This is a genomic window from Streptomyces sp. NPDC127100, assembly GCF_042724095.1.
GTDB lineage: Bacteria > Actinomycetota > Actinomycetes > Streptomycetales > Streptomycetaceae > Streptomyces.
The window spans coordinates 1-23,894 of sequence record NZ_JBHXFL010000040.1 but is presented as its reverse complement, the minus strand read 5'-3'; the positions used below and the strand labels follow the sequence as shown (position 1 = coordinate 23,894).

26 protein-coding genes and 3 pseudogenes are annotated in these 23,894 nt (G+C 70.4%); 10 read left to right on the top strand and 19 right to left on the bottom strand.

Features of this window, described 5'->3' with window-relative positions; genetic code table 11:
• Positions 1 to 30 precede the first annotated feature (30 nt).
• The 3 genes and pseudogenes from ACFWJB_RS28100 to ACFWJB_RS28090 all read left to right on the top strand — a co-directional run.
• Positions 31 to 389, top strand: a pseudogene (locus tag ACFWJB_RS28100) (transposase); the annotation flags it as partial.
• 101 nt (positions 390 to 490) lie between these two features.
• Positions 491 to 1,060 (top strand): GNAT family N-acetyltransferase, encoded by a 570-nt coding sequence (locus tag ACFWJB_RS28095; protein WP_386925620.1) that lies wholly within the window; start codon positions 491 to 493, stop codon positions 1,058 to 1,060.
• A gap of 69 nt (positions 1,061 to 1,129) precedes the next feature.
• Complete coding sequence (locus tag ACFWJB_RS28090) at positions 1,130 to 1,654, top strand: hypothetical protein (RefSeq protein WP_386925618.1); 525 nt, start codon at positions 1,130 to 1,132, stop codon at positions 1,652 to 1,654.
• A 340-nt stretch (positions 1,655 to 1,994) separates the two neighbouring features.
• Here ACFWJB_RS28090 and ACFWJB_RS28085 read toward each other — a convergent pair whose 3' ends face one another.
• From ACFWJB_RS28085 to ACFWJB_RS28060, 6 genes are all read right to left on the bottom strand, one after another.
• Positions 1,995 to 2,255 (bottom strand): hypothetical protein, encoded by a 261-nt coding sequence (locus ACFWJB_RS28085; RefSeq protein WP_386925616.1) that lies wholly within the window; start codon positions 2,253 to 2,255, stop codon positions 1,995 to 1,997.
• Positions 2,234 to 2,632 carry an FtsX-like permease family protein gene (locus ACFWJB_RS28080; RefSeq protein ID WP_386925683.1) on the bottom strand — a complete coding sequence of 133 codons (399 nt, stop codon included), beginning with the start codon at positions 2,630 to 2,632 and terminating at the stop codon, positions 2,234 to 2,236. The genes ACFWJB_RS28085 and ACFWJB_RS28080 overlap by 22 nt, the downstream gene beginning before the upstream one ends.
• Complete coding sequence (locus tag ACFWJB_RS28075; protein ID WP_386925614.1) at positions 2,632 to 3,102, bottom strand: hypothetical protein; 471 nt, start codon at positions 3,100 to 3,102, stop codon at positions 2,632 to 2,634. The genes ACFWJB_RS28080 and ACFWJB_RS28075 overlap by 1 nt, the downstream gene beginning before the upstream one ends.
• Before the next feature lie 310 nt (positions 3,103 to 3,412).
• Positions 3,413 to 3,811, bottom strand: coding sequence for a peptidoglycan-binding protein (locus ACFWJB_RS28070; protein WP_385464904.1), 399 nt, complete (start codon positions 3,809 to 3,811; stop codon positions 3,413 to 3,415).
• Positions 3,812 to 3,963: 152 nt separating this feature from the next.
• Positions 3,964 to 4,365 carry a peptidoglycan-binding protein gene (locus ACFWJB_RS28065; RefSeq protein WP_386925612.1) on the bottom strand — a complete coding sequence of 134 codons (402 nt, stop codon included), beginning with the start codon at positions 4,363 to 4,365 and terminating at the stop codon, positions 3,964 to 3,966.
• 37 nt (positions 4,366 to 4,402) lie between these two features.
• Positions 4,403 to 4,852, bottom strand: a complete 450-nt coding sequence (locus ACFWJB_RS28060; protein WP_386925610.1) for a peptidoglycan-binding protein — start codon at positions 4,850 to 4,852, stop codon at positions 4,403 to 4,405.
• Between the two features lie 243 nt (positions 4,853 to 5,095).
• On the opposite strand from ACFWJB_RS28060, the gene ACFWJB_RS28055 reads away from it, so the two are divergent.
• Positions 5,096 to 6,094, top strand: coding sequence for an ArsR/SmtB family transcription factor (locus ACFWJB_RS28055; protein WP_386925608.1), 999 nt, complete (start codon positions 5,096 to 5,098; stop codon positions 6,092 to 6,094).
• Positions 6,095 to 6,217: 123 nt separating this feature from the next.
• Positions 6,218 to 7,099 (top strand): restriction endonuclease, encoded by an 882-nt coding sequence (locus ACFWJB_RS28050; protein WP_386925606.1) that lies wholly within the window; start codon positions 6,218 to 6,220, stop codon positions 7,097 to 7,099.
• An 80-nt stretch (positions 7,100 to 7,179) separates the two neighbouring features.
• Here the strand turns inward: ACFWJB_RS28050 and ACFWJB_RS28045 are convergent, their stop codons facing one another.
• The 7 genes from ACFWJB_RS28045 to ACFWJB_RS28015 all read right to left on the bottom strand — a co-directional run bounded on the left by ACFWJB_RS28045 (position 7,180) and on the right by ACFWJB_RS28015 (position 15,023).
• Positions 7,180 to 7,803 carry a hypothetical protein gene (locus tag ACFWJB_RS28045; protein ID WP_386925604.1) on the bottom strand — a complete coding sequence of 208 codons (624 nt, stop codon included), beginning with the start codon at positions 7,801 to 7,803 and terminating at the stop codon, positions 7,180 to 7,182.
• Positions 7,804 to 8,060: 257 nt separating this feature from the next.
• On the bottom strand, positions 8,061 to 8,381 hold the full coding sequence (locus ACFWJB_RS28040) for a hypothetical protein (protein ID WP_386925602.1): 321 nt from the start codon (positions 8,379 to 8,381) through the stop codon (positions 8,061 to 8,063).
• Between the two features lie 354 nt (positions 8,382 to 8,735).
• On the bottom strand, positions 8,736 to 9,488 hold the full coding sequence (locus tag ACFWJB_RS28035) for an alpha/beta fold hydrolase (RefSeq protein ID WP_386925600.1): 753 nt from the start codon (positions 9,486 to 9,488) through the stop codon (positions 8,736 to 8,738).
• 352 nt (positions 9,489 to 9,840) lie between these two features.
• Entirely contained in the window at positions 9,841 to 11,934 is a 2,094-nt protein-coding gene (locus ACFWJB_RS28030) for a hypothetical protein (RefSeq protein ID WP_386925598.1), read from the bottom strand.
• Between the two features lie 198 nt (positions 11,935 to 12,132).
• A complete protein-coding gene (locus tag ACFWJB_RS28025) occupies positions 12,133 to 12,672 on the bottom strand; it encodes a hypothetical protein (RefSeq protein ID WP_386925596.1) in 540 nt (179 codons plus the stop codon).
• A 369-nt stretch (positions 12,673 to 13,041) separates the two neighbouring features.
• On the bottom strand, positions 13,042 to 13,827 hold the full coding sequence (locus ACFWJB_RS28020; RefSeq protein ID WP_386925594.1) for a calcium-binding protein: 786 nt from the start codon (positions 13,825 to 13,827) through the stop codon (positions 13,042 to 13,044).
• A 680-nt stretch (positions 13,828 to 14,507) separates the two neighbouring features.
• A complete protein-coding gene (locus ACFWJB_RS28015; RefSeq protein ID WP_386925592.1) occupies positions 14,508 to 15,023 on the bottom strand; it encodes a lytic polysaccharide monooxygenase auxiliary activity family 9 protein in 516 nt (171 codons plus the stop codon).
• Between the two features lie 343 nt (positions 15,024 to 15,366).
• On the opposite strand from ACFWJB_RS28015, the gene ACFWJB_RS28010 reads away from it, so the two are divergent.
• Positions 15,367 to 15,720: a hypothetical protein gene (locus ACFWJB_RS28010; protein WP_386925685.1), complete on the top strand. Its 354-nt coding sequence runs from the start codon at positions 15,367 to 15,369 to the stop codon at positions 15,718 to 15,720.
• Here ACFWJB_RS28010 and ACFWJB_RS28005 read toward each other — a convergent pair.
• From ACFWJB_RS28005 to ACFWJB_RS27995, 3 genes are all read right to left on the bottom strand, one after another.
• The gene (locus ACFWJB_RS28005) at positions 15,638 to 15,892 is read right to left on the bottom strand and encodes a transposase (protein ID WP_386925590.1); all 255 of its coding nucleotides are present in this window, start codon (positions 15,890 to 15,892) and stop codon (positions 15,638 to 15,640) included. The genes ACFWJB_RS28010 and ACFWJB_RS28005 overlap by 83 nt on opposite strands.
• A 19-nt stretch (positions 15,893 to 15,911) precedes the next feature.
• Positions 15,912 to 16,640 carry an alpha/beta fold hydrolase gene (locus ACFWJB_RS28000; RefSeq protein WP_386925588.1) on the bottom strand — a complete coding sequence of 243 codons (729 nt, stop codon included), beginning with the start codon at positions 16,638 to 16,640 and terminating at the stop codon, positions 15,912 to 15,914.
• Positions 16,641 to 16,931: 291 nt separating this feature from the next.
• Positions 16,932 to 17,738 carry a class I SAM-dependent methyltransferase gene (locus ACFWJB_RS27995; RefSeq protein ID WP_386925586.1) on the bottom strand — a complete coding sequence of 269 codons (807 nt, stop codon included), beginning with the start codon at positions 17,736 to 17,738 and terminating at the stop codon, positions 16,932 to 16,934.
• Positions 17,739 to 17,869: 131 nt separating this feature from the next.
• Between ACFWJB_RS27995 and ACFWJB_RS27990 the strand changes: the two genes are divergently transcribed.
• Positions 17,870 to 18,265, top strand: a complete 396-nt coding sequence (locus ACFWJB_RS27990; RefSeq protein WP_386925584.1) for a hypothetical protein — start codon at positions 17,870 to 17,872, stop codon at positions 18,263 to 18,265.
• 12 nt (positions 18,266 to 18,277) lie between these two features.
• Here ACFWJB_RS27990 and ACFWJB_RS27985 read toward each other — a convergent pair.
• Positions 18,278 to 18,888 (bottom strand): annotated as a pseudogene (locus ACFWJB_RS27985) (IS5 family transposase); the annotation flags it as partial.
• A 227-nt stretch (positions 18,889 to 19,115) separates the two neighbouring features.
• Between ACFWJB_RS27985 and ACFWJB_RS27980 the strand changes: the two are divergent.
• On the top strand, positions 19,116 to 19,745 hold the full coding sequence (locus ACFWJB_RS27980) for a helix-turn-helix domain-containing protein (RefSeq protein ID WP_386925582.1): 630 nt from the start codon (positions 19,116 to 19,118) through the stop codon (positions 19,743 to 19,745).
• Positions 19,746 to 19,886: 141 nt separating this feature from the next.
• Positions 19,887 to 20,348, top strand: coding sequence for a hypothetical protein (locus ACFWJB_RS27975; protein WP_386925580.1), 462 nt, complete (start codon positions 19,887 to 19,889; stop codon positions 20,346 to 20,348).
• A 166-nt stretch (positions 20,349 to 20,514) separates the two neighbouring features.
• On the opposite strand, the gene ACFWJB_RS27970 is transcribed toward ACFWJB_RS27975, so the two are convergent.
• Positions 20,515 to 22,068, bottom strand: coding sequence for an alpha/beta hydrolase (locus ACFWJB_RS27970; RefSeq protein WP_386925578.1), 1,554 nt, complete (start codon positions 22,066 to 22,068; stop codon positions 20,515 to 20,517).
• 260 nt (positions 22,069 to 22,328) lie between these two features.
• On the bottom strand, positions 22,329 to 22,733 hold the full coding sequence (locus ACFWJB_RS27965) for a hypothetical protein (RefSeq protein WP_386925576.1): 405 nt from the start codon (positions 22,731 to 22,733) through the stop codon (positions 22,329 to 22,331).
• Positions 22,734 to 22,741: 8 nt separating this feature from the next.
• Here ACFWJB_RS27965 and ACFWJB_RS27960 point away from each other — a divergent pair.
• Positions 22,742 to 23,375 (top strand): annotated as a pseudogene (locus tag ACFWJB_RS27960) (helicase associated domain-containing protein); the annotation flags it as partial.
• Positions 23,376 to 23,894 lie beyond the last annotated feature (519 nt).

The following is a 23,894-nucleotide window of genomic DNA, read 5'->3' as shown; positions in this document are numbered from 1 at the left end:
TGCAGTCCCGGTCGCTGCCAGGATGTGCGCATGACCCAACGGGCGCGGGTGCGTGAGGTCGATGACGACCAAGGCCGAAATCTGCTGCGGATCATCCGCAGCGGCACAGGGTCGGTGGTGACCTGGCGACGGCCCAGATGATGCTGCCCGCGCAGGGCACGTCCGTGGCGAAGATCGCTGAAGTGACGTTCACCAGCGCGGACCGAATCCCGGACGTGATCCACAACTTCAATACCGACGGTTTCGACTCGCTCTACCCGAAGTACAAGGGTGGGCGCCCGAAGACCTTCACGCTCCCCGAGCGCCGGGAGATCAAGAAGATCACCAAGTCCAAGCCGGCCGAGCATGGCCTGCCGTTCTCGACCTGGAGCCTGGCCAAGCTGGCCGACCTCCGTACGGGCGCTGTTCCTGAGAAAGGCGTGGCTGCCGGGTAGTCGAGATGCGAAAATCAGTCCGCAACTTGATCCACATCCGCCTCATGGAGGTCCGCATGGACGTCGCCTCGCTGCTGCCGTTGACCACGGCCCGGTTGTCGCTGCGTCTGTTCACTCCCGGCGACGCCGACGACCTGTACGCCTACCAGAGCCTGCCGAGCGTGGCGCGCTACTTGTACCGGCCGACGCACACGCGTGAGCGCAGCGAGCAGGTTGCCGCCGAGCGCGCGGCGCAGACGGCCTGGCGCGCCGACGGGGACAAGCTGGCGCTCGCTGTCTGCCGACGTGATGAGCCCGGCGTCATTGGCGAGGTGAGCCTCTCCCTGGCCGATGCCCGCGCCGCCCAGGCCGAGATCGGCTGGACTCTCGACCCAGGTCACCAGGGGCACGGCTACGCGACCGAGGCAGCCGCGGCGCTGGCCGGGTTCGCCTTCGACACGCTGGGCGTGCACCGGCTCTACGCACGGCTGGATGTGGAGAACACCGGGTCTGTGCGGGTCTGTGAGCGCCTCGGGATGCGGCGGGAGGCGCACCTGGTCGAGAACGACCTCGACGGGGATCGCTGGGGCAGCGAGTACATCTACGCGGCGCTGTCCGCGGATCTTGGCAGCCGATCAGACGAATGAGCCCGACGCCGCCTCCCGTTCGTGATCGGCCGCCGGTCGGCGCAGGCCGCGGTCCGTAGGCTGCGGCCCATGGAATCGTTGATCGCTGCCATCCGTGAGCAGGCAGAAGCTGCCCGTTTTCTCGCTTGGCCGGGTGACTTCGACCTGGACCGAGGCGATCATGTCGAGGAAGTGCACCTCGCCTCGGGCGCCGCGCTTGAAGGGTTCGCCGGTGACGGTGCTGGCGGCACGTACTTCTTCTGCGGTGAAGGCGGCGAGGAACGTCCCATCCTCTATGCCGACTCCGAAGGTGGTGCAGCTCTGATCGCCATCGGCGTGCAGGAGTTGGTGCGGCTTGTGCTGGTCGTCCCGTGGTGGCGCGACTGCCAAGCGTTCACGGACGAGGAGAGTCACGAGCTCGAGGCCGAGTATCTGGAAGACATGCCAGACCTCGTGGCCCGAAGAAACCGCGCCGCCACAGCTCTTGGCCTCGATCTTCCAGACCGGGCCGAGGTCCTGGCTCGTTTGAGGGAGGTAGCTACGCGGCTGGGGAAGGACTTCGTTCTGGTCTTCACTCCGGAGGGCCATTCCTACGAGCCGCTTTTCACCGACTGAGACGCAGGTCAGGGCCAGCTGCTTGTGGGACTGTCCGTCGGATGGTCGGCGACCGGGTCGACATGGTCTTGCGGTGCGGGGTATCAGCTGCTGAGGTCGAACACTCCCCCACGCAGTGCACGGTTCAGCCTGAACGTAGATCCTGCTTCCCCGGCCGACGCCCCCCCCGGCGGCCGGGGCACGGCCATCGAGCGCAGGTCCCAGCCCCAGCACTTGTGCTTGCGCTCCTCCAGCCGAGCAGGCCGGTCAGTACCTGCGTAACGTGCCGATGCCGAGGTCTCGAACGATAAGGCCGTCGGGCCCGGTGGAACCGCTCTCGCGGCTTGCACTCCGCAGGACGCTACTCGGTGCGCAGCGCCGTGGCCGTACGAGCCCTGGCGGCCCAGCCTGCCGGGATCAGCGCGCCCGGCATCGCGATCACGACTCCGCCGAGCCCCAGCAGGAGCAGTTGGAAAGGCCCGTACACATCGAGGACTAGCGACGGCAGTCCGGTGCCCACGGCACGCCCCATGACCGGCATGACGACGTGGTGCAGCGCGTACCCCGCAGGGACGCCGAGTAGTGCGCCGAACACGCCGATCACGGCCACCGAGGCGAGCACGAGGCTCGGGACCTGCCGCGGCGACATGCCGACGACCGCAGCGCGGGAATCAGCGCCGCGAGCCCCACGACGAACAGGGCGGCGGCCGGCACGGTAACGTCCACCCACCAGGCCACCGAGAGCGGAACGCCGCCGTACACCGACTCGGTGTCGGACAACAATGGAACTGCCAGGAGGTTGCCGAGGACGACGCCCAGGGTGATGCCGACGACGGCCGGGACCAGCGCCTGAGTCATGTAGGCGCGTACGACGTCGCGCGGAGTGAAGCCGATGGCCTTGAGGATGCCGATCCTGCGCAGGCTGGTGCCGACCGCGCCACTGATGACGCTGCTGACGGTGACCACCGACATCACAATGCCGAGCGCGCCAAAAGCCATCACGAACGGGACGGTCGCCGCCGCGCCCTGATCAGCGGCGCTTTGGTGTCCAGCCAGGACTGGGTCCCGAGAAGCGCTCCGGTCCCCACGGAGGCGGCAAGCTTCTTCCGGTCGGCGAGGATCTGCTGCGTCGTACTCGCGGAGTCGAAGCGGTAGAGCATCTGACTCGAGACCCGGTTGCCCTTCGATGCCAGCGCGTCGACCTGCGCGGGGGTCGCCCAGGCGTCGGCGGTCTCGCTGACCGACACGGCGAAGCCGACGATCGAAAGGGTCGGGGCGTCCTTGGCGTTCGATGTCTTTATGGTGGTGCCGATCCCCATGGCGGGGCCCTCGAACGACGTGTCGAGCACGATCTCTCCGGGCTCCTGCGCCCACCGGCCCGCCTTCAGATCCACCCGGTCCACGGCGCCGTCAGGGCCGGACCTGCCTACCAGGGCCAGCGTCGGCAGCTGGAAGCCCGACCGGTCCACCGGGCGGACCGTCGTGGTCGGGTACGGTCCCGCGCTCGCGGCGACGCCGGGCAGCCTCCCGGTCTTCGCCAGCTGCGCCGCACTCGCCCCGGCCGGATCGAACTGCGCGGTGATGTGAGCGCCCTGCTGCTGAGCCGGTTGATGCTCCGCAGGGAAGCTGCGGAGCGGCCGGCCTGCTCGTGGGGTGTCCGGTCCCCGGCGCCGCCACGGACGATGACCGTGTGCTCAGACTCAGACTCCACGCACGCCGCCGTCCCGGCGCGGACCGCGCCGGGACGGACTTCCTGCTCCACCAGCCGTGGACGATGGCTCAGGCGTTGTACTCGGCGTACCACCGCAGCGCAGGCCATGTCTCCTGGCCGACGATGCCGTCAACGGCGATGTTGTAGCCGAACGCGTTGTTCATCAGGGTCTGGAATCGCTTGGCGGCGGCTCGGGAGTTGGTCCCGAAGACACCGTCGATGCTGCCGGGGTCGAATTTCGCCCTCTTGAGCAGGCACTGAGCCTCGATGCCCGCACTCGACACCCCGCTGGAGCTCGGAATGACCGTATTGCCGCTGTAGTAGCCAGCATACGCCTTGCCTCCCGAGACGGTGTAGCGACAGGTGTACGCCTGAGCGGTACTGGTTCCGGCGAAGGCTGCGGGCGCGGCCACGGTGCCGGCGATCAACGTTGCGGCTGTCACGGCAATCGCGATGCTTCTGCGCAAGGTCGTCTCGCTTCTCTCGTGTCGTGGTCCGGTGATGGTCACTGGCAGGCGGATGCCACCAGTGGCGCCGCTGCACGATGTGTCGCGACGCTGCTTCCCTGAACTACGCAGGGGACTGTTCGAGTCGTGGTAGTGGAGCGGACGGGCCGGGTCTACCAATGGGCGCCTATGTAGTACCGCAGTTCAGGCCAGGTCTCGCTGCCGACGATGCCATCGACGTCGAGTACGTGGTAGCCGACCCTGTCGTTCAGGTAGGCCTGAAATGCTTTGGCGGCGGCTCGGGAGTTGGACCCGAAGACACCGTCGATCGTGCCCGGGTTGAACCCTGCTTTCTTGAGCAGGCACTGAGCCTCGATGCCCGCGCTCGACACCCCGCTGGAGCTCGGAATGACCGTGTTGCCGCTGTAGTAGCCGGCATAGGCATACACTCCCGACTCCGAGTAGTGGCAGGTGTATGCCTGAACCACGGCGGGGCCGGCAAATGCCGCGGGAGCGGCAATGGTGCCGGCGATCAGTGTCGCGGCCGTCAAGGCGATCGCGATGTTTCTGCGCAAGGTCGTCACATTCCTCTCGTGTGTGGTCTGGCGGTGCTCACATCCCGGGTGCGCAACACCGCAGGTAATACCATGTCCTGGACCCGACAATGCCGTCGACCACGAGCAAGGGCCGGTTGGCCCAATCATTTATGTACTCCTGGAATTCCCTCGTGGCGGCTCGGGAGTTGGGACCGAAGACACCGTCGACCGTGCCGGGATCGAACCACCCCGACTTCTTGAGCAGGCACTGTGCTTCGATGCCCGCACTCGACACTCCGGTGGAGCTCGGAATGATCGTTTCGCCGTTGTAATAGCCGGCATACCATTTGCCGCTCGACGATTCGGTGTAGCTACAGGTGTACGCCTGTGCGACGGCGGGGCCGGCGAATGCCGCGGGGGCGGCAATGGTGCCGGCGATCAGTGTCGCGGCCATCAAGGCCATGGCGATGTTTCTCTGCAAAGCCGTCGTCCCGCTTCTCTTGTGCCGTGCTCCGGTGGTGATCACCGAATTCCGACTGCTCCTCGTGGCACGTGCTTCATCCTGGAGAGGGGCGGGTGCTGCGGCTCCCCCGAGATCTCCCGCGTCCTCGCATCGCACCTCCCCCACAGCGTCGGGACCCCAACACCGCACGCCATCAGTCTGTGGTGATCGGGTCTTTCGCCGCGACCATTCGTGCCATGATTCGATCAGGTTCGAAAGGAGGCCTGGGGAACCAGCAGGACCGGACATTGGGAGGGCGGAAAAGGCGTGATCGAGCTCACCGTGGACGCCGCCGGGCTCGCCCGGTCCCGCTTCGCCGTCTCGCCGCTGCACGAGGTGGTCTCAACGCTGCTGCCCTGCGGTGTGCAACCGGCTACTGATACCGACCCGTGGGTCGCTCACGCCCGGCGCATACTGCGTCGAGCCCGACTGCCACTGCTGTCGGAACTGGCACGGGACGAGGGCGGATACGTGCCCGACTTCCTCAGCCCGCACCCCTCAGGGCCCGCGCCCACGGTGGAGGAGCAACTGAAACAGGTCCGGTGCACCCCACCCCTGCGCGTCCTGGGCGAGTTGGAGGCTTTGCGCGACGGGCGGCCCCGCAACGGCCTCGCCGGTTGCGAGTTGCCGGCCGGTGTGCGGCGGGCCATGCGGCGGGGTGGTGCGCATGTGGCCCGGCAGGCGGCGGACGAGATGCGGCGCTATTGGGATCTGGCCTTCGCCCCGCACTGGGATGCCGCCAAGGCCGCCCTCGACACGGAGATCGACCGATGTGCACACGTGCTCGCCCGACATGGAGCGGCCAGGCTCTTCAACTCGCTTCACCCCGACATCCGATGGGCCGATGGCACCCTGCGGGTCAAGAGCCGGTTCCGGATCGCCCTGCCCGTGCCCCTGGTGGTCGTCGTACCGTCACTCGTCTCACGTTGGTCGGTCGTGGCCGTGGACCCGACGCGCGACGGGGGACGACCCCCCATACTCATCTATCCCATGCGCAACGACGTCATAGCCAACGCGATGGCATCAGCAGCCCCCACTGCCGAGATGGCCCAGCTGCTCGGCCCCACCCGTGCTGCCCTGCTGGCCGCTCTGGCAGAACCGGCCTCCACCACTGAGTTGGCGGCACGTCATTTCCTCAGGGTCTCCACGGTCTCCTACCACCTCGGCATACTGCACCGGGCCGGTCTCGTCGCCCGCTCCCGGTCCGGCCGGTCTGTGCTCTACCGCCGAACGCCCGAGGGGTCCCGGCTTGCAGGGCGCCGGTAGACGGGGGGGGACGCCTCCTCGGTGCCCTACGCCGCCGCAAAGCGTCGTTCATGGTCGTAACGAAGACGATCGCGCGCAGACCAGGAGGCGCGGCCCCACATGGCGTCGGCGATACTTCCTGGCGTGACACATGAAGACACCCAGGTGGTCAGAGGGCCGAAGCCTCCGGCCAGACGTCAGATCCAGTCCTGGCAAGAGGCCGAACACAATGCCGCGGCCTGGATGCGCCACTGGGGGTACGAGGACGCCCGCGCCCAGCCCGGCGGTAGCGACGGCGGAGTCGACGTACGCTCACGGCGGGCGCTGGGACAGGTGAAGTACCAGGCGTCCGCCGTGGGCAGGCCCGAGCTGCAGCGACTGTTCGGGGCCCGTGGCCGGGCTCTGGACAAGGACCTGCTCTTCTTCACCGGCAGCAGCTACGCCGCCACCGCGATCGAGTACGCGACCGAGAACGGCGTCGCACTGTTCGTCTACGGCCTGGACGGGACGATGACCGCGGTAAACGCCCCGGCCCGCCGCATCGCCACGGCGGCGCCGGCTCTGGCTCCTGCGATATCTCTGGCGAAACCAGCACCGGCGACACCGGCGCCGGTGCACACCTCTGCGCCGGCCGCCGGCCCTGCCCAGGAGAGGCGGCCGGGAACGGGCCGGATCGTGCTGGGCCTTGTCCTGACCGCCGTCGCGCTGTTCATTCCCGGGAGCGAAAGCTTCGACCCCCGCCCGAACCGGGCCCTGGTGACACTACTGATGGGCGTCGTCCCCGCCGTCCTGATCGTCTCGGGCATCCGGGAGAAGTCCCGCCGCCGCTACTGGCCGACCGGCCTGGCCCTGCTCCTTGTGGACCTGCCCGTCGCCTGGCTCACCAACGCACGGCTGTGGCGCGGAGACACCGCGGACGACCTGGTGCCCGCGACGTTCACCGTGCTGTCCCTGACGGCTTCCGTCCTGCTGCTCCGCTGGAACACCCGCCACACGGCCGGCCCCTCGGGCAAGGCAGCGTCCTAGACGGTTCCGTTCACCTGTGGCCGGTCGGCCACGCCGTCGCCCCTCGTTCAGGACCACCGTGGCCGACTGGGAACGACCTCTCAGTAATCCCACCTTGCGTAGATGATGACCTTCTCGGCGTTGTCCCTGGCTCCGACGCACACGTCACGCCAATCGAGCAGCCAGCCGCTGGCGCGGCAGTCCTCCTGCTGGAGGCCCAGTTCGCGGATGATCTCCGGGCGGGACCGACCGTCCTCGCTGATGACCGTCGCGGCACGCCAGCAGCCGCCAGAACCGCAGCTGGTGCCTTCTTCAACCATGGTGATGCCCGGTGGCAATGCGGGGAGCGCCTTGGACGACGGGGCGTCCGAGCCTTCGCTGATCATCAGCGCGTACAGCAGACCGGCCACGAGGGTGAGGGCGAACTGCATTCCCAGGAAGCCGATCGCTCCGTTGCGGCGGGAGAGCCATTTCGGGGGTGGGGAGTTGTCGTGCCGTCCTTCCAGCCCCGCCCCGCAGGCGATGAGCAAGGGCGCGAGAGCCGTGAACACGAGATGGGCGTCGGGCCTGGGGGCGTCGATCCAGCCCTGCTGGACGCAGACCAGCAGACTGGCTCCGGCGAGCAGCGCGCCGCCGATCGCGAAACCGACGGGGCGGGTGCGGGCGATCGTCACCCAGATGACGGCGGGCGCGACGGCGAAGAGTATCCCCAGCATGGTCAGCATGTGCGGAGGGACGTGCAGCCTGAAGCGCCCGGTTCCACACGAGCGCGTGTCACCTGCGGCATCGGCTGACCATCGTGCTTCGGCCGGGTGAAGCACGATGGTCGTCACCGAGGCGGCACGCTGTCTGTCACGAGCAGCGCGCAAGGCAAGATCGGCGTCACCGGCTCCCCCGCCAATCGCCTGAGCTGCGCAGCAGCGCCGGCGGACAGGGGCTGTGTCAGAACCGTGCGCCAGGCCGTGACGGGCGGTTCAACCGGTCACAGACCGGCGATGTCCCCGGCCCTCTTCTGCACGGAGTCGAGCGCGTCCACCACAGCGTTGCGCTGCCTCGCGCGCGCCGCCCGGTCCGCCGGCACCAGCCGCGCGGCGACCTGTACGGCGTAGGCATCCGGGTCGCCGAAGGCAGTCCGCGGGTGTTCCCCCGTGTCCGCGCAGTGGGCCGTGACCTCCTTGACCGCCTGGAGCACGACTGCCCGGTCCACGCCCGGCTGCATGGCCAGCCGTACCTGGAAGCGCGCCATCCACTTTTCGCGGTCCTTCTCCCTCGCCGCGTCCGTCATCTGGTCCTTCTTCGTCACGTGCTCTCCCGGGTGATCGGCAGCCGTCCTTCATGGAGTTGGACGCCGAGTCATCGAAGCGGGTTGCGGACGCGAGAACCTGATGAGTCTCGAGTGACCGCCGAGGAGTACCACTACGGGACAGCGCTTCACCGACTGGTCCCCTGATACGGCGTTACGGAGCCCGTCGGTGATGACGTGGTGCTTGCTGCCCGGCCGTGCTCGGTCGACCCGACCGCAGCAGGGCGCCCCCAGGGCGATCGATGAGCCGGGCGGGCGGCAGGCGGCGGGTCCCGTGCGATGACGGCGGCCGAGGACCCGGGGGCGGGAAGCGGGGCGGAGGGCGGTCGGGAGGGTCGGACGGGGTCGGTGGCTTCATGGGTTCTCCCTTGCCGCGAAGGTCTCGATCAGCTCGGCCACGGCTTCCGGCTTGCTGTAGTGCGCCGCGTGCGCGGCGTCCGGTACCTCGCTCGCGTGTCCGTAGGCGATCAGCTCTGTGATGCGCCGGGTCCAGGCCTCGGATGCGATGGTGTCCCCGGCTCCGCGGACGACGAGGGTCGGCACGGCGATCCGTGCCAGGTGACCCTCGAATGCCGCGGCGGCGTCGCGCAGCGCGTGGCGCAGGGACACGGCGAAGCGTAGGGGGCCGGTGAGCAGGTAGTCCGCCGCGGCCGTCACGATCAGGGAGAGCGGCTCTCGAGGCGCGTCCGCGAGCAGCCGGCCTGCCTGGCGCCAGGCGGACGCCCCCGGCGTGAGTGCCGGGCCGAGCAGGACGAGCCGGTGGGCCAGACTCGGATGGTGGGCCGTGAGGGCCGCGGCCACCTGGCAGCCGACCGAGTTGGCCACCAGCAGACTCGGCCCCGGCACGAGCCGGCGGTGCCAGCGGGCAAGGGCGTCGGCGGTCCGCGCCACGTCGGGCATCCGGCATACGGCGGCCCGTGACCACGCGTTGCCCGGCAGGTCCGGCACGAGCACGGTGAATCCCCTCGCCGCCAGCCGCCGCGCCAGCGGTACGAAGTAACGGCCCGAGAGTCCGAGCCCGTGCAACAGCACCACCGTCGGGGCGCCGGCGCACGGCGGGGGGCCGAGGACGCGGGTGAAGAGACCGCCGTGGATGCGCTGTTCCATCCGTTCACTGTCACCGCTGCGAGGACTTGTACACCGCCGGCCTCGGCCCGTTGGCCTTCATGGGGCTTCCAGAAGGGGTAGTGGTGGTCGGCCGTGGGGGCCGTGCGGCCGATTCGGCCGGCCGCGGTGGCGGAAGGGGGCGCGGGGGCAGCACTCCCGGGACGCGTCCGCCATGGGCAGGGCAGTGATCGCCTCGGTGACGGCTGCTCCACCCGCAACGAGGGCCTGGACGGCGAGCAGGCAGGTACGGCACAGGTGGGTCGGCGGGTGGGTGTGTTGGCTGGCCTGGTGTCCGCCGAGAGTGATCCGCATGGTGTCCGTGCCCAGGTGAGGGACGGAAGGGTGACCGCTGTCAGCGCAGCCGGTGGGCGGATCCGCCTGGGGGGAGGGTGAGGCCGCCACTGTCAGGGAGCGCGAGCACCGCGGCGACGGCGGAGCGGAGTTCCTGGTCGCCGAGGACGGCCCGGTAGTCCCGGTAGGGGGAAAGCCGCGTGTCGCGGGCCTCGACGAGGCGTAGGGCCCGCCGTGCGGCCGGCGTGACCGTGCCGATGCGCAGGAAGGCGCCGAGGGCCTCGGTCAGGTCGCCGTAGCGGTCGTCGCCGCCGGTGAAGTGCACGACGACCTCCTCCAGGACCGCCAGGGTGGGCCCCGGGTCGCCGGTGATCCTCCACAGGGCGACCGCCGCCGTCGCCTTCCCGTACTCGGCGTTCTCCATGAGCTCACGCACCCGTCCGGCGTGCGCCGCGGCGGCGGGACCGAAGTCGGACAGGAGGAGGACCGGTCCGCGGGGCGACGCCCGCTCGTCGTGCACCGCCTCGCCCAGGCGCCGCAGGGCGGTGCCGTCGTCACCCCCCGCGATGCGCCACGCGGCCCAGGCGATCTTGTCGTGGTTGCCCGGGTGGTCGAGGACGACCGCTTCGCGCACGGCGGGCGCCGTCGAAGCGGCACCGGGTCCCATCGCCAGCAGCACGTCGACCACCCGCAACGAGTACCGCGCGTCCTTCAGCAGCGGAAGGACGACCGGGAGCGCGGGCAGGGCGTCCGGCCCCCACTTCTCGGCGACGTGCAGCAGGGTGCCCATGATCTGGCCGTGGTCGCCGTGCCGCTCGTGGTCCTGCCGCACCTCCTCCAGCAGCGCGGGCAGCAGGACGTCCGCGTGCTCGCGCAGCGGCGCGAGGACGTCGTGCATCTCCGGCCGGCGCGGATCGCCTGCCACCCAACTGCACCCGTACTGCTCCCGGTAGGGCGCCCAGAGCGACTCGACCAGGCCGGGGAGGCCGCGGGGGTCGCCCAGCCGGACCAGGGCCCAGCGTGCGAAGTCGCCGACGGTCCCCTCGATCCAGGAGATGTCGTCGGTTCCGGGATCGTCGAGCAGTGCCGCCAGACGGTCGGCGTACGGGCCGGAGTCAGGGACGAGCATCGCGAGGAGGTGCGCGGCCTTGAGCCGCACGCAGTCGTCGGCACAGTCCAGCAGCCGTGCCGCGAGGGGCAGCACCGTCGGTGCCGCGGAACGCCGGAGCACCAGGTGCCGCCACGCCTCGTCCAGGACGACCCGGCGCAGCCCGTCGTCCTCGGTGCGTTCCGCCGCCTCGGCCAGCCGGGTCACGAACGACAGGGCGGCCGCGGGTACGTGGTCGAGGAGACCGGACACACATGCGGCCACGTCGTCCCGGGTGAAGGGGATCTCCCCGCCCGGCAGCCACCAGACCTGCTCGAACCGGGGCCGTACGGCCGGATCGGCGAGGACGTCCAGCAGCAGGTCGGCATACCGGAGGGGGGCGTCACGGTCGAGGGACGCCCGGGCGATCACGGCTGCCGCCTTCATCACCGGCTCGTCGTCGCGCAGCACCCTGCTCAGCACTGCCTCCACCGCGCCGGCGAACCGGTGCCGGCCGCCGGGTGACCCGGTCCCGGGCGCGCCGGCGGTCGTCGCCGCGCGGGTGCCGAGTGCCAGCAGGAGGGGCAGGCGTACGGCGGGGTCCGTCTCGGCGTGCCACCGCTCCAGCAACGCGTCGGCGTCCGCGAGGGGGAGCGCGGCCCGCCGTACGCTCGGCGCGGGGTCCGCGAGGAGCGCCGTGATCGTGTCGCCCTGGCGCCGCCACTCCTCCCGCCACGCTCCGTGCGTGCCCGGTTCACCGGCCTCGCGTGCCGCTGCGTTCAGGGCGCCGAGCAGTTCGACGAGGGTGATTCGTGCGCCGTTGGCGGGGTCGGAGGCGAGCGCCGTGAGAAACGGCAGGGCCGCGGCCGCGGCCGACGGCAGTCCGCCTCCCGGGGCGAACAGGCAGGAGTACAGCGGGTGGCAGTCCTCGTCCGTCGCCGCCGGGCCTTGCCTGACGAGGCGACGCAGCGCCCGCGGGACCTCCTTGACCGGATGGTGCTCCGGCAGGCCCGTCCGGAAGCGGCTCCAGTCCACCGCGTCCACCGCCTCGACCGAAGTCCCCGCCACTGCCACCCCATAAGTCCGCCGTACGTCGACCGACTGACATCCTGGCATCGACGCCACGGGGTGGTCACCGCGGAACACGGAAGGTTCGCCGGGACGCGCGCGTCGCGCATCACGCCGGGACGCCGGCTGCGGGAGTCCTCGCCGAGCTCTGGCAGGCCGACAGCTACGGGCGCGAGATGGCCGTACCTGGCCCGCGGGTCAGGACACAAGGATCGGGCGTCTGCCGGGGCGTTCGCGCCACTGCTCGGCTTCGGGGTCCCAGGCGAATCTGACGAGGTGCCCGTTTCTGCGTACCGTCATCGCCGTCCAGTGGCCCGGGTGTGTCCAGCAGATCGTCGCTGCCGTGCCAGGGCGTCGGTCGGCGTCGCTGACTGGCGCGTCGGCCCCACACAGTGCGGGGAGCTGGGCGAGGGCTTCGGGTGCGATGTCGACTGACATCTCGATCTGCCAGCCGTCCTCCGTGCGGAGGTGGATGGCGTGGACGTCGTCGGCGGGCTCGTCCAGGCCGGCCCGCGCCTGGCGCCCGATGAATCGGCGCAGGATCTCGCGGGTTCCCGTGCTCATGCCCTTCGCGAGAGCGTTGCCGAAGTACGTCGAGATCGCTTGCAGGAACGGCGTGGCTGCCAAGGTCACTACGACGAGCACCACGTCCGATGCCACTTCCGCAGCACGGCTGGCAGAGCCCTGGTCGTCCGGGTCGTTGGGCGTATCCGGGACGCCTTTCCGTTCGCTGCTCATGAGCCCCCGCTCGGTCACGTCCAGGTGTCGGTGGTCGAGCGCTCCAGGGTATTCGTCGGTAGCCGGTCCGAGTGCGCTTTTTCCGTTGACCGCGCGCGGCTGTCGAGTCGCAGTCGGGCCGGGCGGGCTTGCAGGTAGGCGAATGGGGCGAGTCGGCGGGCGGCGGCACCGTGCTGCCCGCCGTGGACGGAACCACCCTGCCGCGGCGCCCGGGGGCGGTAAAGGAAGGCCTCGTCGGACCGTGCGGGGCCGTGGGCGTGCGTTCGCCACCGCCGGCCTGCCCCTGGCGGAGGGGACCACGCGGTGTGCCGCCGGGGACGGCGCACCGCGACGCGTCTGCCCGGTCGGAGTCCGTGTCGTGGATGTGTGTCAGAGGACGATGTCGCGGCCCGGGCCGCCCTCGACGGTGTCCTTCCCGGGGCCGCCGGCGATCAGATCGTCACCCTCCTCACCGTGCAGGGTGTCGTCGCCGGGGCCGCCGAGGAGCAGGTCGTCACCGTCCCCGCCGAGGGCGTGGTCGTTGCCGGGGCCGGCGTGCACCTTGTCCGCGCCGCCGTACGCCTCGATCATGTCGTCGCCCCGGCCGCCCGCCAGCCACTGGTCGCCGTCGTCGCCCATCAGGTGGTCCGCGCCGTCGCCGCCGTCCAGGACGGCGCGGCCCATGACCATGTCGTCGCCCGCGTCGCCGCGCACCGTGTGCGCGGTGTGGGCGTGCAGGGTGTCGTCGCCGGGGCCGCCCCGCACCGTGCCCACCGCGGGGTCGCTGGTGACGATCGTGTCGTCACCGTCGCCGAGGAAGACGTCGATCCGCTCCGGCCGGGCGCTGCCGGTGGGAAGTTCGCAGACGACGAAGGTGTCGTCCCCGGGTTCGAGGTACGCGCAGTGATCACCGGGTGCGAGCGGGACCTGGTCGCGGAAGCCGATCTGCCGGGTCCCGGCGCCGTGGTCCATGGGGATCACGTGGAGGTCGTTGGTCTGCCCCTCGGCGGCGGTGAAGACGACGGACCCGGTCGCCCAGTCGGCGCCGACGCGGGCCTTCGCCGGCCCGGTGGCGGCGGGAGCGGCGGCTGCCGGGCGGGCGGCGAGACCGGTGGCGAGAGCGGTGGCCAGCAGGGCCACGGTGGCCGTGGCGGCGGTGACTCCGTTTCGGTTCATGGGACCTCGTATTCGATGTGACAACCACGTGGGTTGCTCTGGAGGGGGAAGAAGTGCCGCGGCGGGGGGGCAGGACGGATGGTGGCTCGGCGTGCGGGCGCGATCCGGTGCCCCTGATGTCCTCAGGGCGGACGCCGTCCGGCTCCACTCGTCGGCCGCCACCACGAGACAGGCCGCCACCAGGACGACGTTCTTGATGATGTACTGGCCCTCCAGCGTGGGGACCGGCACGCCCCCCTGCCACATCTCACCCGGGAGCAGCAGGAGCGCGGAGAAGACGCCGGCCATGTGGGCGAAGCGGCGCGGACGGCGACCCCCTCGGCAGGGCTGGCCGCGGGGAAGAACTTGAGGACGCCGAACCAGAGGAACACCGCGCCGACGGAGACCAGGAGCAGCGCCGGACCGCGCCACTGGATCCGGTGGGCCAGTGACCCGACCGCCCGGGTGATCCGTCCGCCGTTCCCGGCTTCCGCCGGGGCGGACCGCCGAGGGAGGTGAGGGCTTCGCGCGCCGGTTCTCTCCACCGTCGTACCCACCCTTTCGTACGGTCGTCCGATGGTCCCCGACCGCTGGACGACCGGGTGAGGGAGAGGCGGTCCGGTGCCGGGACCCCGGGGGGACGAACGCTCCCGGCACCGTGCCACCACCCGGCCTGGCAGGGCCGGGTGGTGGCAACCGCGTCAGCTCACGTTCACGTCCACGCAGGCGTAGAAGGCGTTGGTGGTGTCGGCGATGTTCCACACGGCCAGCACCTTCTGCCTGCCGGTCAGGCTGCCGAAATTGACCTGGTGGGTGACGGTGGCACCCGGCCGGGCACCGCCGTCGTTGAATTCCGCGATCTTGCGGCCGCCCGCGTAGTACTGCCAGGTGGAGGTGGCGTGCTGGGCCGTCAGCCGCCAGTTGAAGCTGGTGGTCCGGCTGACCGGGGTGACCTTCCAGCCCTTGTTGTCGTTGTCGAGTTCGGCGAAGGCGGAATTCCCACCGCTACAGCTCATCAGCCCCTTGGGACCCTCGACGCTCTGCGGCTCGTACTTGATGGAACCGCAGGAGACCGTGCCGGCGGCGCACTGGGCCTGGCGGCTGGGGGGCGTGGAGATGTAGCCGTGTGCGCTCGCGTTGCCGGCCGGCAGGGTCACGGCCAGCAGCGGGGCGATTCCCGCGCCGATGGCGACGGCCAGCATCCTCTTGCTCTTCATGACAACTCCTGTGTGGGGGTTCGCGCCTGCTCACCCGAAGGTAGATGGGCATGAGCATGTCAAGCAGCGCCACCATGACCGTGGGGCGTTCCATGGTGGCGAGGTAACCGTACCCTTCTTGGTCTAGACCAAACTAGGCTCCTGCACGACCAATGCGTCTCGGAGCGGTCTCGTCGCAGCTTGCACGCACTTCTCACGAACGCGTTCGAACAGCTGAAGCACCGTGATCACGTGGCTTGCACGGAGACGTCAGCCGAGTTGCTGCAGGGAAGAAGGCGGCCGCATCTTCGCCGGCCCGGATACGAGCGGCCGGATCGGCCGTGTCCGGTCCGACGAATTCCTCGTGGCTGCCGCCGTGGGGTCGGGCGGCTCCGGCGCGGGGCACGGCGAGAGGCCGCCGGTGTGGCGGTCGGGCATGGGCGAGGAGGTGCTCAGCGGTCTGTGTCGGGAGGTGTTCGCCGCGGTGGTGGCTGCTGCGGGGCCGGTGAACGGGATGGAGCTGACGCGGGCGGTGGGCCGGGAGGCGGAGATCGCGAACGAGGTGGAGAAGATCCGTCACCGTGCCTATGTGCTGGAGAAGTGGGGCTGGCAGGTGCGGACGAAGGACGGACGGTTCATGCCCGCACCCGGGGCAGTCGGCCGGGAGGCTTCTCCGGCCAGCGCGGAGCGTCTGCGGCCAGGCGCCTCGACAGCCTGATCACGGCGGCCCACCACACCATCGCCGCGTGGTGGTCGGGGCGGCGTTCGTGGTGGCGGTTGAGGCGGCGTGAGCGGGCGAGCCAGCTCAGCGTGCGCTCCACGACCCACCTGCGGGCCAGGACGACGAATCCGCGCCACCCGTCGGATCGGCGCACGACTTCGACGTGCATCCGGTTTGCCGCAACGCTCTCAGTCGCTGCTCGCGGACAGCAGGAGGTCGGCGATCCTGCCGGGATCGTCGGACATGGGTGAGTGTCCGCAGCCGGGCAGCTGGACATGGCGAGCTCCTGGCAGGAGTCGGGCTGCCCGGCGGGCCTGGTGCTGGGGTGTCAAAAGGTCCCGGGTGCCCCAGGCGACCGTGACCGGGACGCCGGGGGTGAAGCCGGTCAGCCGGTAGGTGCGTGCTGCTCGGCGGGTGGCTTTGAAGCCGGGCGCACGGGCCAGGTCTCGTAGAGCGGTGTCGGCCGCTTCCGGCGTCATCCGCCGGGGAGCCGCAACGAGTTGCCAGAACGTGAGCGTGCGGCCCAGGGAGCTGCTGGTCACCCGTGCCGTGCGAGGGCCGAGGCTCTCTGCCATCGTGCGCGCGATCCGGAGCGAGCCGAGGGCGTAGGCGGCCTCGGGGCGGGTCCACAGGCCGATCGGGGACAGGGCGACGGCGCTGCCTACCACGCCGGTCCGTGCGAGTTCGAGTGCGACGGCTCCTCCGAGCGAGTTGCCGACGACGGGCGGGCGTGTGAGGCCGACCGCGGAGAACCACGTGGCGACCTCGGTGGCGATTGCCTGGATTGTAGGGGCGATGCCACCTGGCAGGGGTGGGCTGTCGCCGAATCCTGGCAGGTCGACGGCCACGACCTCGCGTTCGCGGATCAACAGCTCGATGACGGGCGCCCAGCCCTCCCGGTCCAGCTGCCGGATCACAACGAGTGGCGGCCCTGTGCCGCGGCGGCTACTGGCGAGCTGGATATCCGGCATATCGGAAGTGTAAGAGCATGATCAGTGGTCGCACGAGCTGATGGGGCCGTCCGCGCGGCGACGGCCGGTCCACCCGGATGGCCAGTCGTGGCGCTTCTTCCAACGACCGGCCCTGAGGTATCGGGGCTGCCGGGAGTCGCCCATCGTCACGCGAGATATCCACCCGAGCCCAGCCGCGTATTTCAGCAGGTCAGCGAATTCCGTCGTTCCTCTCCTCTGCGCGGGCGCGTCCCTCGTTCAGGCCGCGGCACGGAAGACGTACGCCGCCATCGGGGCGGTGACCGGCCCCGGACCCAACCGTGCCGTCATCTCCTCGATGACGGTGGCCCGGACAGCCGGTCCGTCGCCGCGCTCCTCAACGGCCGCGCGCACTGGAGTCCCGGTGAGGTAGCCGGTGGCAAGGTCGGCGGTCGAAGGGGCCCGGCCCTGCAGCGTCAGCTCCTGCTCGTCCTCGACGGCGAACCCGGCGGCCGCCAAATCAGCGGCTACGACAGCGGGGTCGGCATAGCCGTGCGGAACCGTCGGGAAGAACCGTGGCGGGTCGGCCGGAAAGGCCCTCTCCAGCCCAGCCTGGAGCGCGACTTCGAAGGCGTGCGTTCCGAGCGGGCCCCAGGTGTTGAACAGGAACCGGCCGCCCGGGGCCAGCACCCGATGAATCTCCGTGAAGGCCTCGATGCGGGCGGGGAAGAACATCACACCGAACTGGCAGACCACCAAGTCGAAGCCTCCGTCGGGGAAAGGCAGTTGCTGCGCGTCGGCCTGCCGCCACACCGCGCCTGGAGCCTGGGCCGACCCGAAAGCGACCATGGCCTCGTTCAGGTCGGTGGCCGTCACCTCGGCCGAGGGAGCCGCTTCCAGCAGGCCCGTTGTCAACACGCCAGTCCCTGCCGCGAGTTCGAGGATCAGCCGAGGACGAAGTGCCGCCGCCCGGGTGGCCAGGTCCTCGGCGAACGGCCGGAAGACCACTGGCACGAGGTACTGCTCATAGGCCGCCGGCATGGATTCGGACCATCGCCGCTCGGCATGAATTCCTGTCACCCCCATGACGGTAGCGCCACGTCAGGAAACCTCACCCTTGCCGCGCCGCCACACACCCCGGAGCTGCGGCCTGTCCGATGAGTCGTATGGGCTGATCAGGCGGGTGGCCTACTGTTCGCTGGAACGAAGGGGGCCGCATGGCACGCGACAGGGCTGAAGCAGAGGCGGGGATGAAGGGGATCACGTTTCCTGCCTGGCACGGAAAGCACTACGTGACGCTGGCTGAGCTACTGGTTCGCCTCGGCAGCTTCGGCCTGGACCTGACCTGGCGCATCGAGTTCGACGGGATCGTCGATCCTCGCTGTGTCGAGATGGAGAGACGGTCCGCCGACGCCGGCATGGACACGTTGACCTTGTTGTCGCTGACGACCCCCTTTCTCCAGTTGATCGATGCCGAAGCACGTGGGTTCGCCGAGGACACGCTGGCAATCGTCCTGACCGAGTTCGACAGTTCCTCGTGGGACGTCAGGGCTGTTGACGAGCGGGTACTTAGCGAACTTCGCCACCACTACCCGGGTACCGAGGATCTCTGAACGGGGCACTTGCTTGATCTGACGTCTGCGCAGGTGACGCCGGTCGCGGCGTGACGAGTACGCCCTATCGCCCCCGACATGGTCGGGCCGGGTGCGAGGTCGTCCACCAGCCTGCCGGGGCACGCGGATCTCTTCCAGGACGGAAATCATCTGCAGTGCGTCCCCCACTGGCCGGGCGTGATGACAAACCCGAGCGGGCGGCACCCGCCTTCCCCGGCAAGGTGGATCTTGCTTGTGAGCCCGCCTCGCGAGCGTCCCAGGGCCTCATCGGGGCGGTGACGCTCCGGATTCCTGCGCCGACCCGGGATCCTGGGGGCGCGGGTGGAGGCGCCGGCCGCGTGCTGATGAGCGCGGCAGGTCGTGGAATCGCCGCTGACCATGCTCCAGTCGATCCGGCCCTCGGTATCGGCGTCGGCCTGGACGGCCCGCGGGACTCTCTCCCACGTGCCGTCCGCCGACCACCTGCGATGAGGGTCGTGGACCGTCTTCCAACTACCGAAGCAGGGAGGCAGGTCCCGCCAGGGGAGGCCGGTCCGCTGCCGGAACAGAATCCCGTTGATTAGCCGACGGTGGCATTGCCAGCGTCCACCCCGCCCGTGATTCGCCGGCAAGTGCGGCTCCAGCCGAAGAACAGTCCGTACGCCGACAGGTGGCGCGGAAGCAGCCTTCGAGCATCCGCGGTGTGTGCGGGGCGACACGCCGGAATGGTTTCGCCCGGCACAGCGGTCCCGGGAACATGGTCCCGGACGTTGAGGGCCGCGCCGTTGTGGGGGGCGCGACCGGGACACGCCATCGGGGGGATGTCATGGACACAGCCGTACGTACACGAACGGCGGACAGAGGACGCGGAGTGCTGGAGGGGGCGTTCGCGCTGCTGGAAGCCCTGCGGCAGCACGGCGATGAGGCAGGGGTGACCGAACTGGCGGTAGCTTGCGGAGTGCCCAAGAGCACGGCTCACCGACTGCTGGAGCAGTTGGTGGCCCTGGGGGCCGTGGAGCGCCGTGGCGTGCGCTACCGGCTGGGCGCACAGCTCTACCGGCTCGGCCAGGCGTGGCAGCCGCACCCAGGACTGCGCATGGCGGGACGCCTGCCGCTGCACCGGCTGAGAGCCGCCACCGGAGGCAGTGCGGTGCTGGCGGTGATGCACGAGGAACGGGCTCTGACGGTCTGCTCGGTGCCCGGCCGGACGGAGCCACTCGTGCCGGTCCGCAACGGCGAGGCGTTCTCGCTGGACACGGCGCTGGGCAAAGCGCTGCGAGGCCCGGTGCGCAGCGGCGCCGTCCTGGACCGGGAGGATGTGGTGGCCGGGGTCTGCTGCGCCGCGTTGCCGGTGCGGCTCGCGACGGGAGCCGTGGTGGGGGCGGTGGCCGTGATGGTCGAGGCCGGCCAGCGGCTGGAGGTGATGGCGGACCGGGTCGCCGAAGCAGCCGCCGCCGTCACCCGTGCACTGGGCCGGTCCGGGATCGCGGTACGTCCGTGAGGGCGTCCGGCCGTGTTCCGCTCAGTGGGACGCGCGTAGATGCGAGGCGGTGACAGCGGGCAGGGTGGACGTGTGCCGGGGGACGGCACGGGCCTCGCAGGACAACGCGGGGCCACCACACCGTTCAAGGGGGAACCAACCATGCGTGGAATCGCTCGAGTGGCCACGGCCGCTCTGCTCTCGCTGGGCAGCGTCGCCGGATTCGCCGCGGCGGCCCAGGCCGAGCCGATCGACTACGTCCGCATCGAACTGCTGGAGCTGACCTGTCACCAGCAGAGCGAGGGTGATCACGACGAGGCCTACCTGAAGGTCACCGACGCCAACGGAAACGCCGTCAAGGTGTGGCCGGGGAGCCTCAAGTACCAGACGATGGGCCCGGGTTACGTCCGGTCGATGACCGATGGCAACGGCAACGCGGCCCTCGTCCTCGGCAAGCAGCAGGCGCGCACCATGACACTGTGGGACTACGACACGACGAGCGGCGACGACAAGCTGGGTGCGACGCTGGCGACGGGCAGTGAGGCGGGCGCCGAGATCCAGTACCGCTCGCTCGGGGGGTCCGGTGGCGTCTACACCATCGCCTACCGCGTCATCGACATCTGACGGTCCCGGCGCCCTCGCGTCGACGGCCTGCCGGGCGGGTACTCCCCACCCGCCCGGCGCCGGACGCGCGCCCCATCGGCGCGCGGGGCGTCCCGTCCGGCCAGTGGCGCAGGTCGTGCGGTCGGAGGTGCGGCTCTCGAAGCCGCCCGGCGGATCCGCACGAGCCTCAGGACATGCTGCCTCGGCACACCGTCCCCGGAGCCGGGGTGCGACCAGTGCGGAGGTAGTGGTCGACCTTTTCCGCGACGCAGCGGTTCTGCGGATACGTGCCGTGGCCCTCCTCCTGGGCCGTCAGGAGGAAGCCGACGCCGTTGCCCAGGGCGCGGGCCATGTGGCGGGCGCCAGCGTAGGGGGTGACCGGGTCGCCGGTGCCGCCGACCACCAGGACGGGGGCCGCGCCGTCGGCGTTCACCGGGAGCGTGGCGCGCTCGCCGTCGAACGGCCAGTCGTAGCAGAGATAGACACCGATGGACCAGGCCGCGCCGAAGACAGGTGAGGCGGCCTTGACGCGGGCCGCGTCCCGGTCGAGGCGTTCGAAGCCGGGGCGCAGGCTGGAGTCCGCGCAGGTGATCGCGGTCTGGGCGGCGTCGCTGTTGTCGCGCGGGGTCGCCGCGCGGTCGGCGGAGCCGGTGTCGTCCGCGCCCTTGCTCAACGGACCGCCGTCGTTGTGGTCGATCAGCGCGGTGAGGGCCTCGGCGAGCGGCGACCAGCCGTCCGTGCCGAGGTCGAGATGGTCGCTGACGGCGTACGCGACATCGTCGGCGTCGAGGTCGTTTCCTCCACCGGCCGGGGCGGGCTTCTTCTCCAGGCGGTCGGCCAGGCGCGCCATGCGTCGCGCGGCCTCCTCGGGCCCATCACCGGTGGGGCAGCGGCGGATACGGGCCGCGCAGTGCGCGGCGAACCGGTCGAACGCCGCCTGGACCGCCTTGACCTGTGACACCTGCTCCTCGACGAGGTCCTCGGTCGGATCGACGGACGCCTCGAGGACGAGCCGTCCGACGTGCGACGGGTACAGGTGGGCGTAGACCGCGCCGAGCGCCGTTCCGTACGAGACGCCGAAGTAGTGCAGCCGCTCGTCGCCGAGGAGGTAGCGCATCAGGTCGAGGTCGCGCGCGGTGTGCGAAGTGCCGATGTACGGAAGGAACGCCCCGGAGTGCTCGGCGCAGGCGTCGGCCCCGTCGTAGCCGGTGTCGTCCGCGGTCTTCCCGCAGCGCACCGGAATGGTTGCGCCAACGCCGCGCGGGTCGAAGGAGACCAGGTCGTAGCGGTCGAGGAGCGGCTTGTACTGGTCGAGGTGTTCGGGCAGTCCGCTCACGCCGGACACGCCGGGACCGCCGAAGTTGAGGACGAGCGAGCCGATGCGCCGGGCGTTCGGGCCGGTGGCCTTGCGGCGGATCAGGGCGACGTCGATCGTCCTGCCATCTGGTTTCCGGTAGTCGAGGGGGGCCTTCATGACGGCGCAGTCGTAGCCCTTGCGCGCGGTGGGGGGCGAGGTACAGCGGGACCAGTGGAGGTGCTGGCCGGTGGTGAGCGCGGTGGGCAGACCAGTGGGCGGATTGTTCGCGGTGAACTCCGTACGCGGCTGCGCACTCCGGCCGGGAGCGTCGTGCTGGAGCCAGGCGCCGACGGCTCCGATCGCGGCGAGGACGACCACGGCGATGATCCGCGCACCGACCGAGAGGCCCGGTGTGCGGCTTCGTATCGGATGAGGGTCACTCATCTGTATCCCCGTGCTCCCACCCTTGGAACGCCCGCCCCGTTCGCGCATGCCCGCACCCGTGATCGTCCGATTGCCGAATGCGTTCAGGGTATAAGCCTCGACTTCGGCCGCCTGCGAATCATCTGTCCGCGACGGCCTTACGGCTGGATGTCGCTGAGGACATCGCGCGGGCTCTCCTCCACGGCCTCGACGCGGGCGACCGTGCGGACCGACCGCGATGTGTGACCCGGAGCCGGCCCCGCCGTGACGCACCGCCTGGCTCATGTCTGCGCTTCCCGGCGCCGGCCTCCCGGCAGCGTCAACGTCACAAGGGCCGTCAGGAGGAGCCCGGCCGCCGCGATCAGCATGCTCCAGCGCATGCCGGCCAGAACCAGTTGCCCCGCCACCATCGGCACGTGCGGACCGAACAGCGAGGACAGTTTCGCCGAGGCCAGGTTCACCACGGCGACCAGTGCCGTCATCGGAATGAACATCAGGCCCGTGTGGAGGGTGGACTGCCCACGCTCCTGTTGCAGGTACAGGCTGAAGACGAACACCCCGCCGTAGTAGGCGGCGTTGAGCATGAAGCCGGACCCCAGGGACACCGCCACCACCTGCGGGCGGAACAGGCCGCCGCCCTTGATCACGCCGTACGTCAGCGCGCCCAGCGCCACCATCGCGGTCACCTGGCCGACCACGTCCAGTCGCGGCCATCGCCGCGTTCCTGTGTACCCGGGTCTACCGGGTCGGAGTCGCTGGTGTGGCTGGAGGGCTACCGGGCGCTGCTGCGGTGGCGGAAGGAGAACAAGACCACGGGCCTCTACGCCGTTCCCTACGACGTCGAGGTCGAAATCGGAGTGACGAAGGCCCTTCCGCTTGGCTGATAGGTCCACCAGCAGAGAAAGACACTGCGGACCGGGGAACTGGAGGAGCGGCGCAAGACCCTGCTGGACGCACCGGGGCCGGGATGGTGTGGGAGCCGGGTGAGGAGGCATGGGAGACCAAGCTCGCGGCGCTGCGCTCCTACCGGCGCGCCACCGGGCTGGGGGCAGGATGCCGTCTGGGGCGAGAACGGGGCCGAGGGCCTCGTGCCCATCGGGCAGTATCTGGCGAACCTGCGCCGCAAGGGCGGACTCGGCAAGGACCCCGAGCGGGCGGCTGCGCGCGCGGCGCAGCTGGCCGCGATCGACCCCGACTGGAACTGCCCCTGGCCACTGGACTGGCAACGCCACCACCGCCACCTCGCCCACCTCGCCGCCGACGAGCCCGGCGGCCTGCTGCCCGACATTGCACCCGGCGTGCAGATCGACGGCGACGACATCGGACGATGTGGGACTGTCCTGCGGCGGGTAGGTCGCCCGGTGCTGTCGGCGTTTCCATACGGGTTTTCCGGCGGGCGGGGCAGGAACGGGTGCGTGGCCGCGGCAGAAGGCTTCCCTCCTCCGCGTCTGGCCGGGTCTCCGCGGCCTCCCCGACCATGTTCGCGCACAGGACGCCCAGCTGTGGCGTCAGGCAGCACACGGGGTTGCCGCCGCGCCGTGGGGCGGGCCGCGCCACAGCCGTCGGTGCCCAGCAGCAGTGAGCCGCGGTCGACCACGACATCCATCCGGGCCTCGGCCTCCTGCTCCGACATCGGCCGAGAAACGGGTCGTAGTACCGGTGGCCAATCTTGTGCAGACCCGTGAGGTGGGACCAGTAGAGCTGGCGACGGGCTTGGGTCTTGCCAGCGTCAAACACTCGACGAGACCTCCGCCCTAGAGCCTGTCTGACAAATGATCACCTGGCCGCTTCACGGAGCCAGAGGATCAGGGAGGCCAGGACAACCCCCGCGCGGTAGCGGTCTGCGA

Bases quoted from the DNA above. Each gene is read 5' to 3' on its own strand.
- ACFWJB_RS28095 (WP_386925620.1), top strand. From the start codon at position 491: ATGGACGTCGCCTCGCTGCTGCCGTTGACCACGGCCCGGTTGTCGCTG.
- ACFWJB_RS28090 (WP_386925618.1), top strand. From the start codon at position 1,130: ATGGAATCGTTGATCGCTGCCATCCGTGAGCAGGCAGAAGCTGCCCGT.
- ACFWJB_RS28080 (WP_386925683.1), bottom strand. From the start codon at position 2,632: ATGGCTTTTGGCGCGCTCGGCATTGTGATGTCGGTGGTCACCGTCAGC.
- ACFWJB_RS28045 (WP_386925604.1), bottom strand. From the start codon at position 7,803: ATGCTGACCATGCTGGGGATACTCTTCGCCGTCGCGCCCGCCGTCATC.
- ACFWJB_RS28035 (WP_386925600.1), bottom strand. From the start codon at position 9,488: ATGGAACAGCGCATCCACGGCGGTCTCTTCACCCGCGTCCTCGGCCCC.
- ACFWJB_RS28025 (WP_386925596.1), bottom strand. From the start codon at position 12,672: ATGAGCAGCGAACGGAAAGGCGTCCCGGATACGCCCAACGACCCGGAC.
- ACFWJB_RS28020 (WP_386925594.1), bottom strand. From the start codon at position 13,827: ATGAACCGAAACGGAGTCACCGCCGCCACGGCCACCGTGGCCCTGCTG.
- ACFWJB_RS28015 (WP_386925592.1), bottom strand. From the start codon at position 15,023: ATGAAGAGCAAGAGGATGCTGGCCGTCGCCATCGGCGCGGGAATCGCC.
- ACFWJB_RS28005 (WP_386925590.1), bottom strand. From the start codon at position 15,892: ATGCACGTCGAAGTCGTGCGCCGATCCGACGGGTGGCGCGGATTCGTC.
- ACFWJB_RS27995 (WP_386925586.1), bottom strand. From the start codon at position 17,738: ATGGGGGTGACAGGAATTCATGCCGAGCGGCGATGGTCCGAATCCATG.
- ACFWJB_RS27990 (WP_386925584.1), top strand. From the start codon at position 17,870: ATGGCACGCGACAGGGCTGAAGCAGAGGCGGGGATGAAGGGGATCACG.
- ACFWJB_RS27975 (WP_386925580.1), top strand. From the start codon at position 19,887: ATGCGTGGAATCGCTCGAGTGGCCACGGCCGCTCTGCTCTCGCTGGGC.
- ACFWJB_RS27970 (WP_386925578.1), bottom strand. From the start codon at position 22,068: ATGAGTGACCCTCATCCGATACGAAGCCGCACACCGGGCCTCTCGGTC.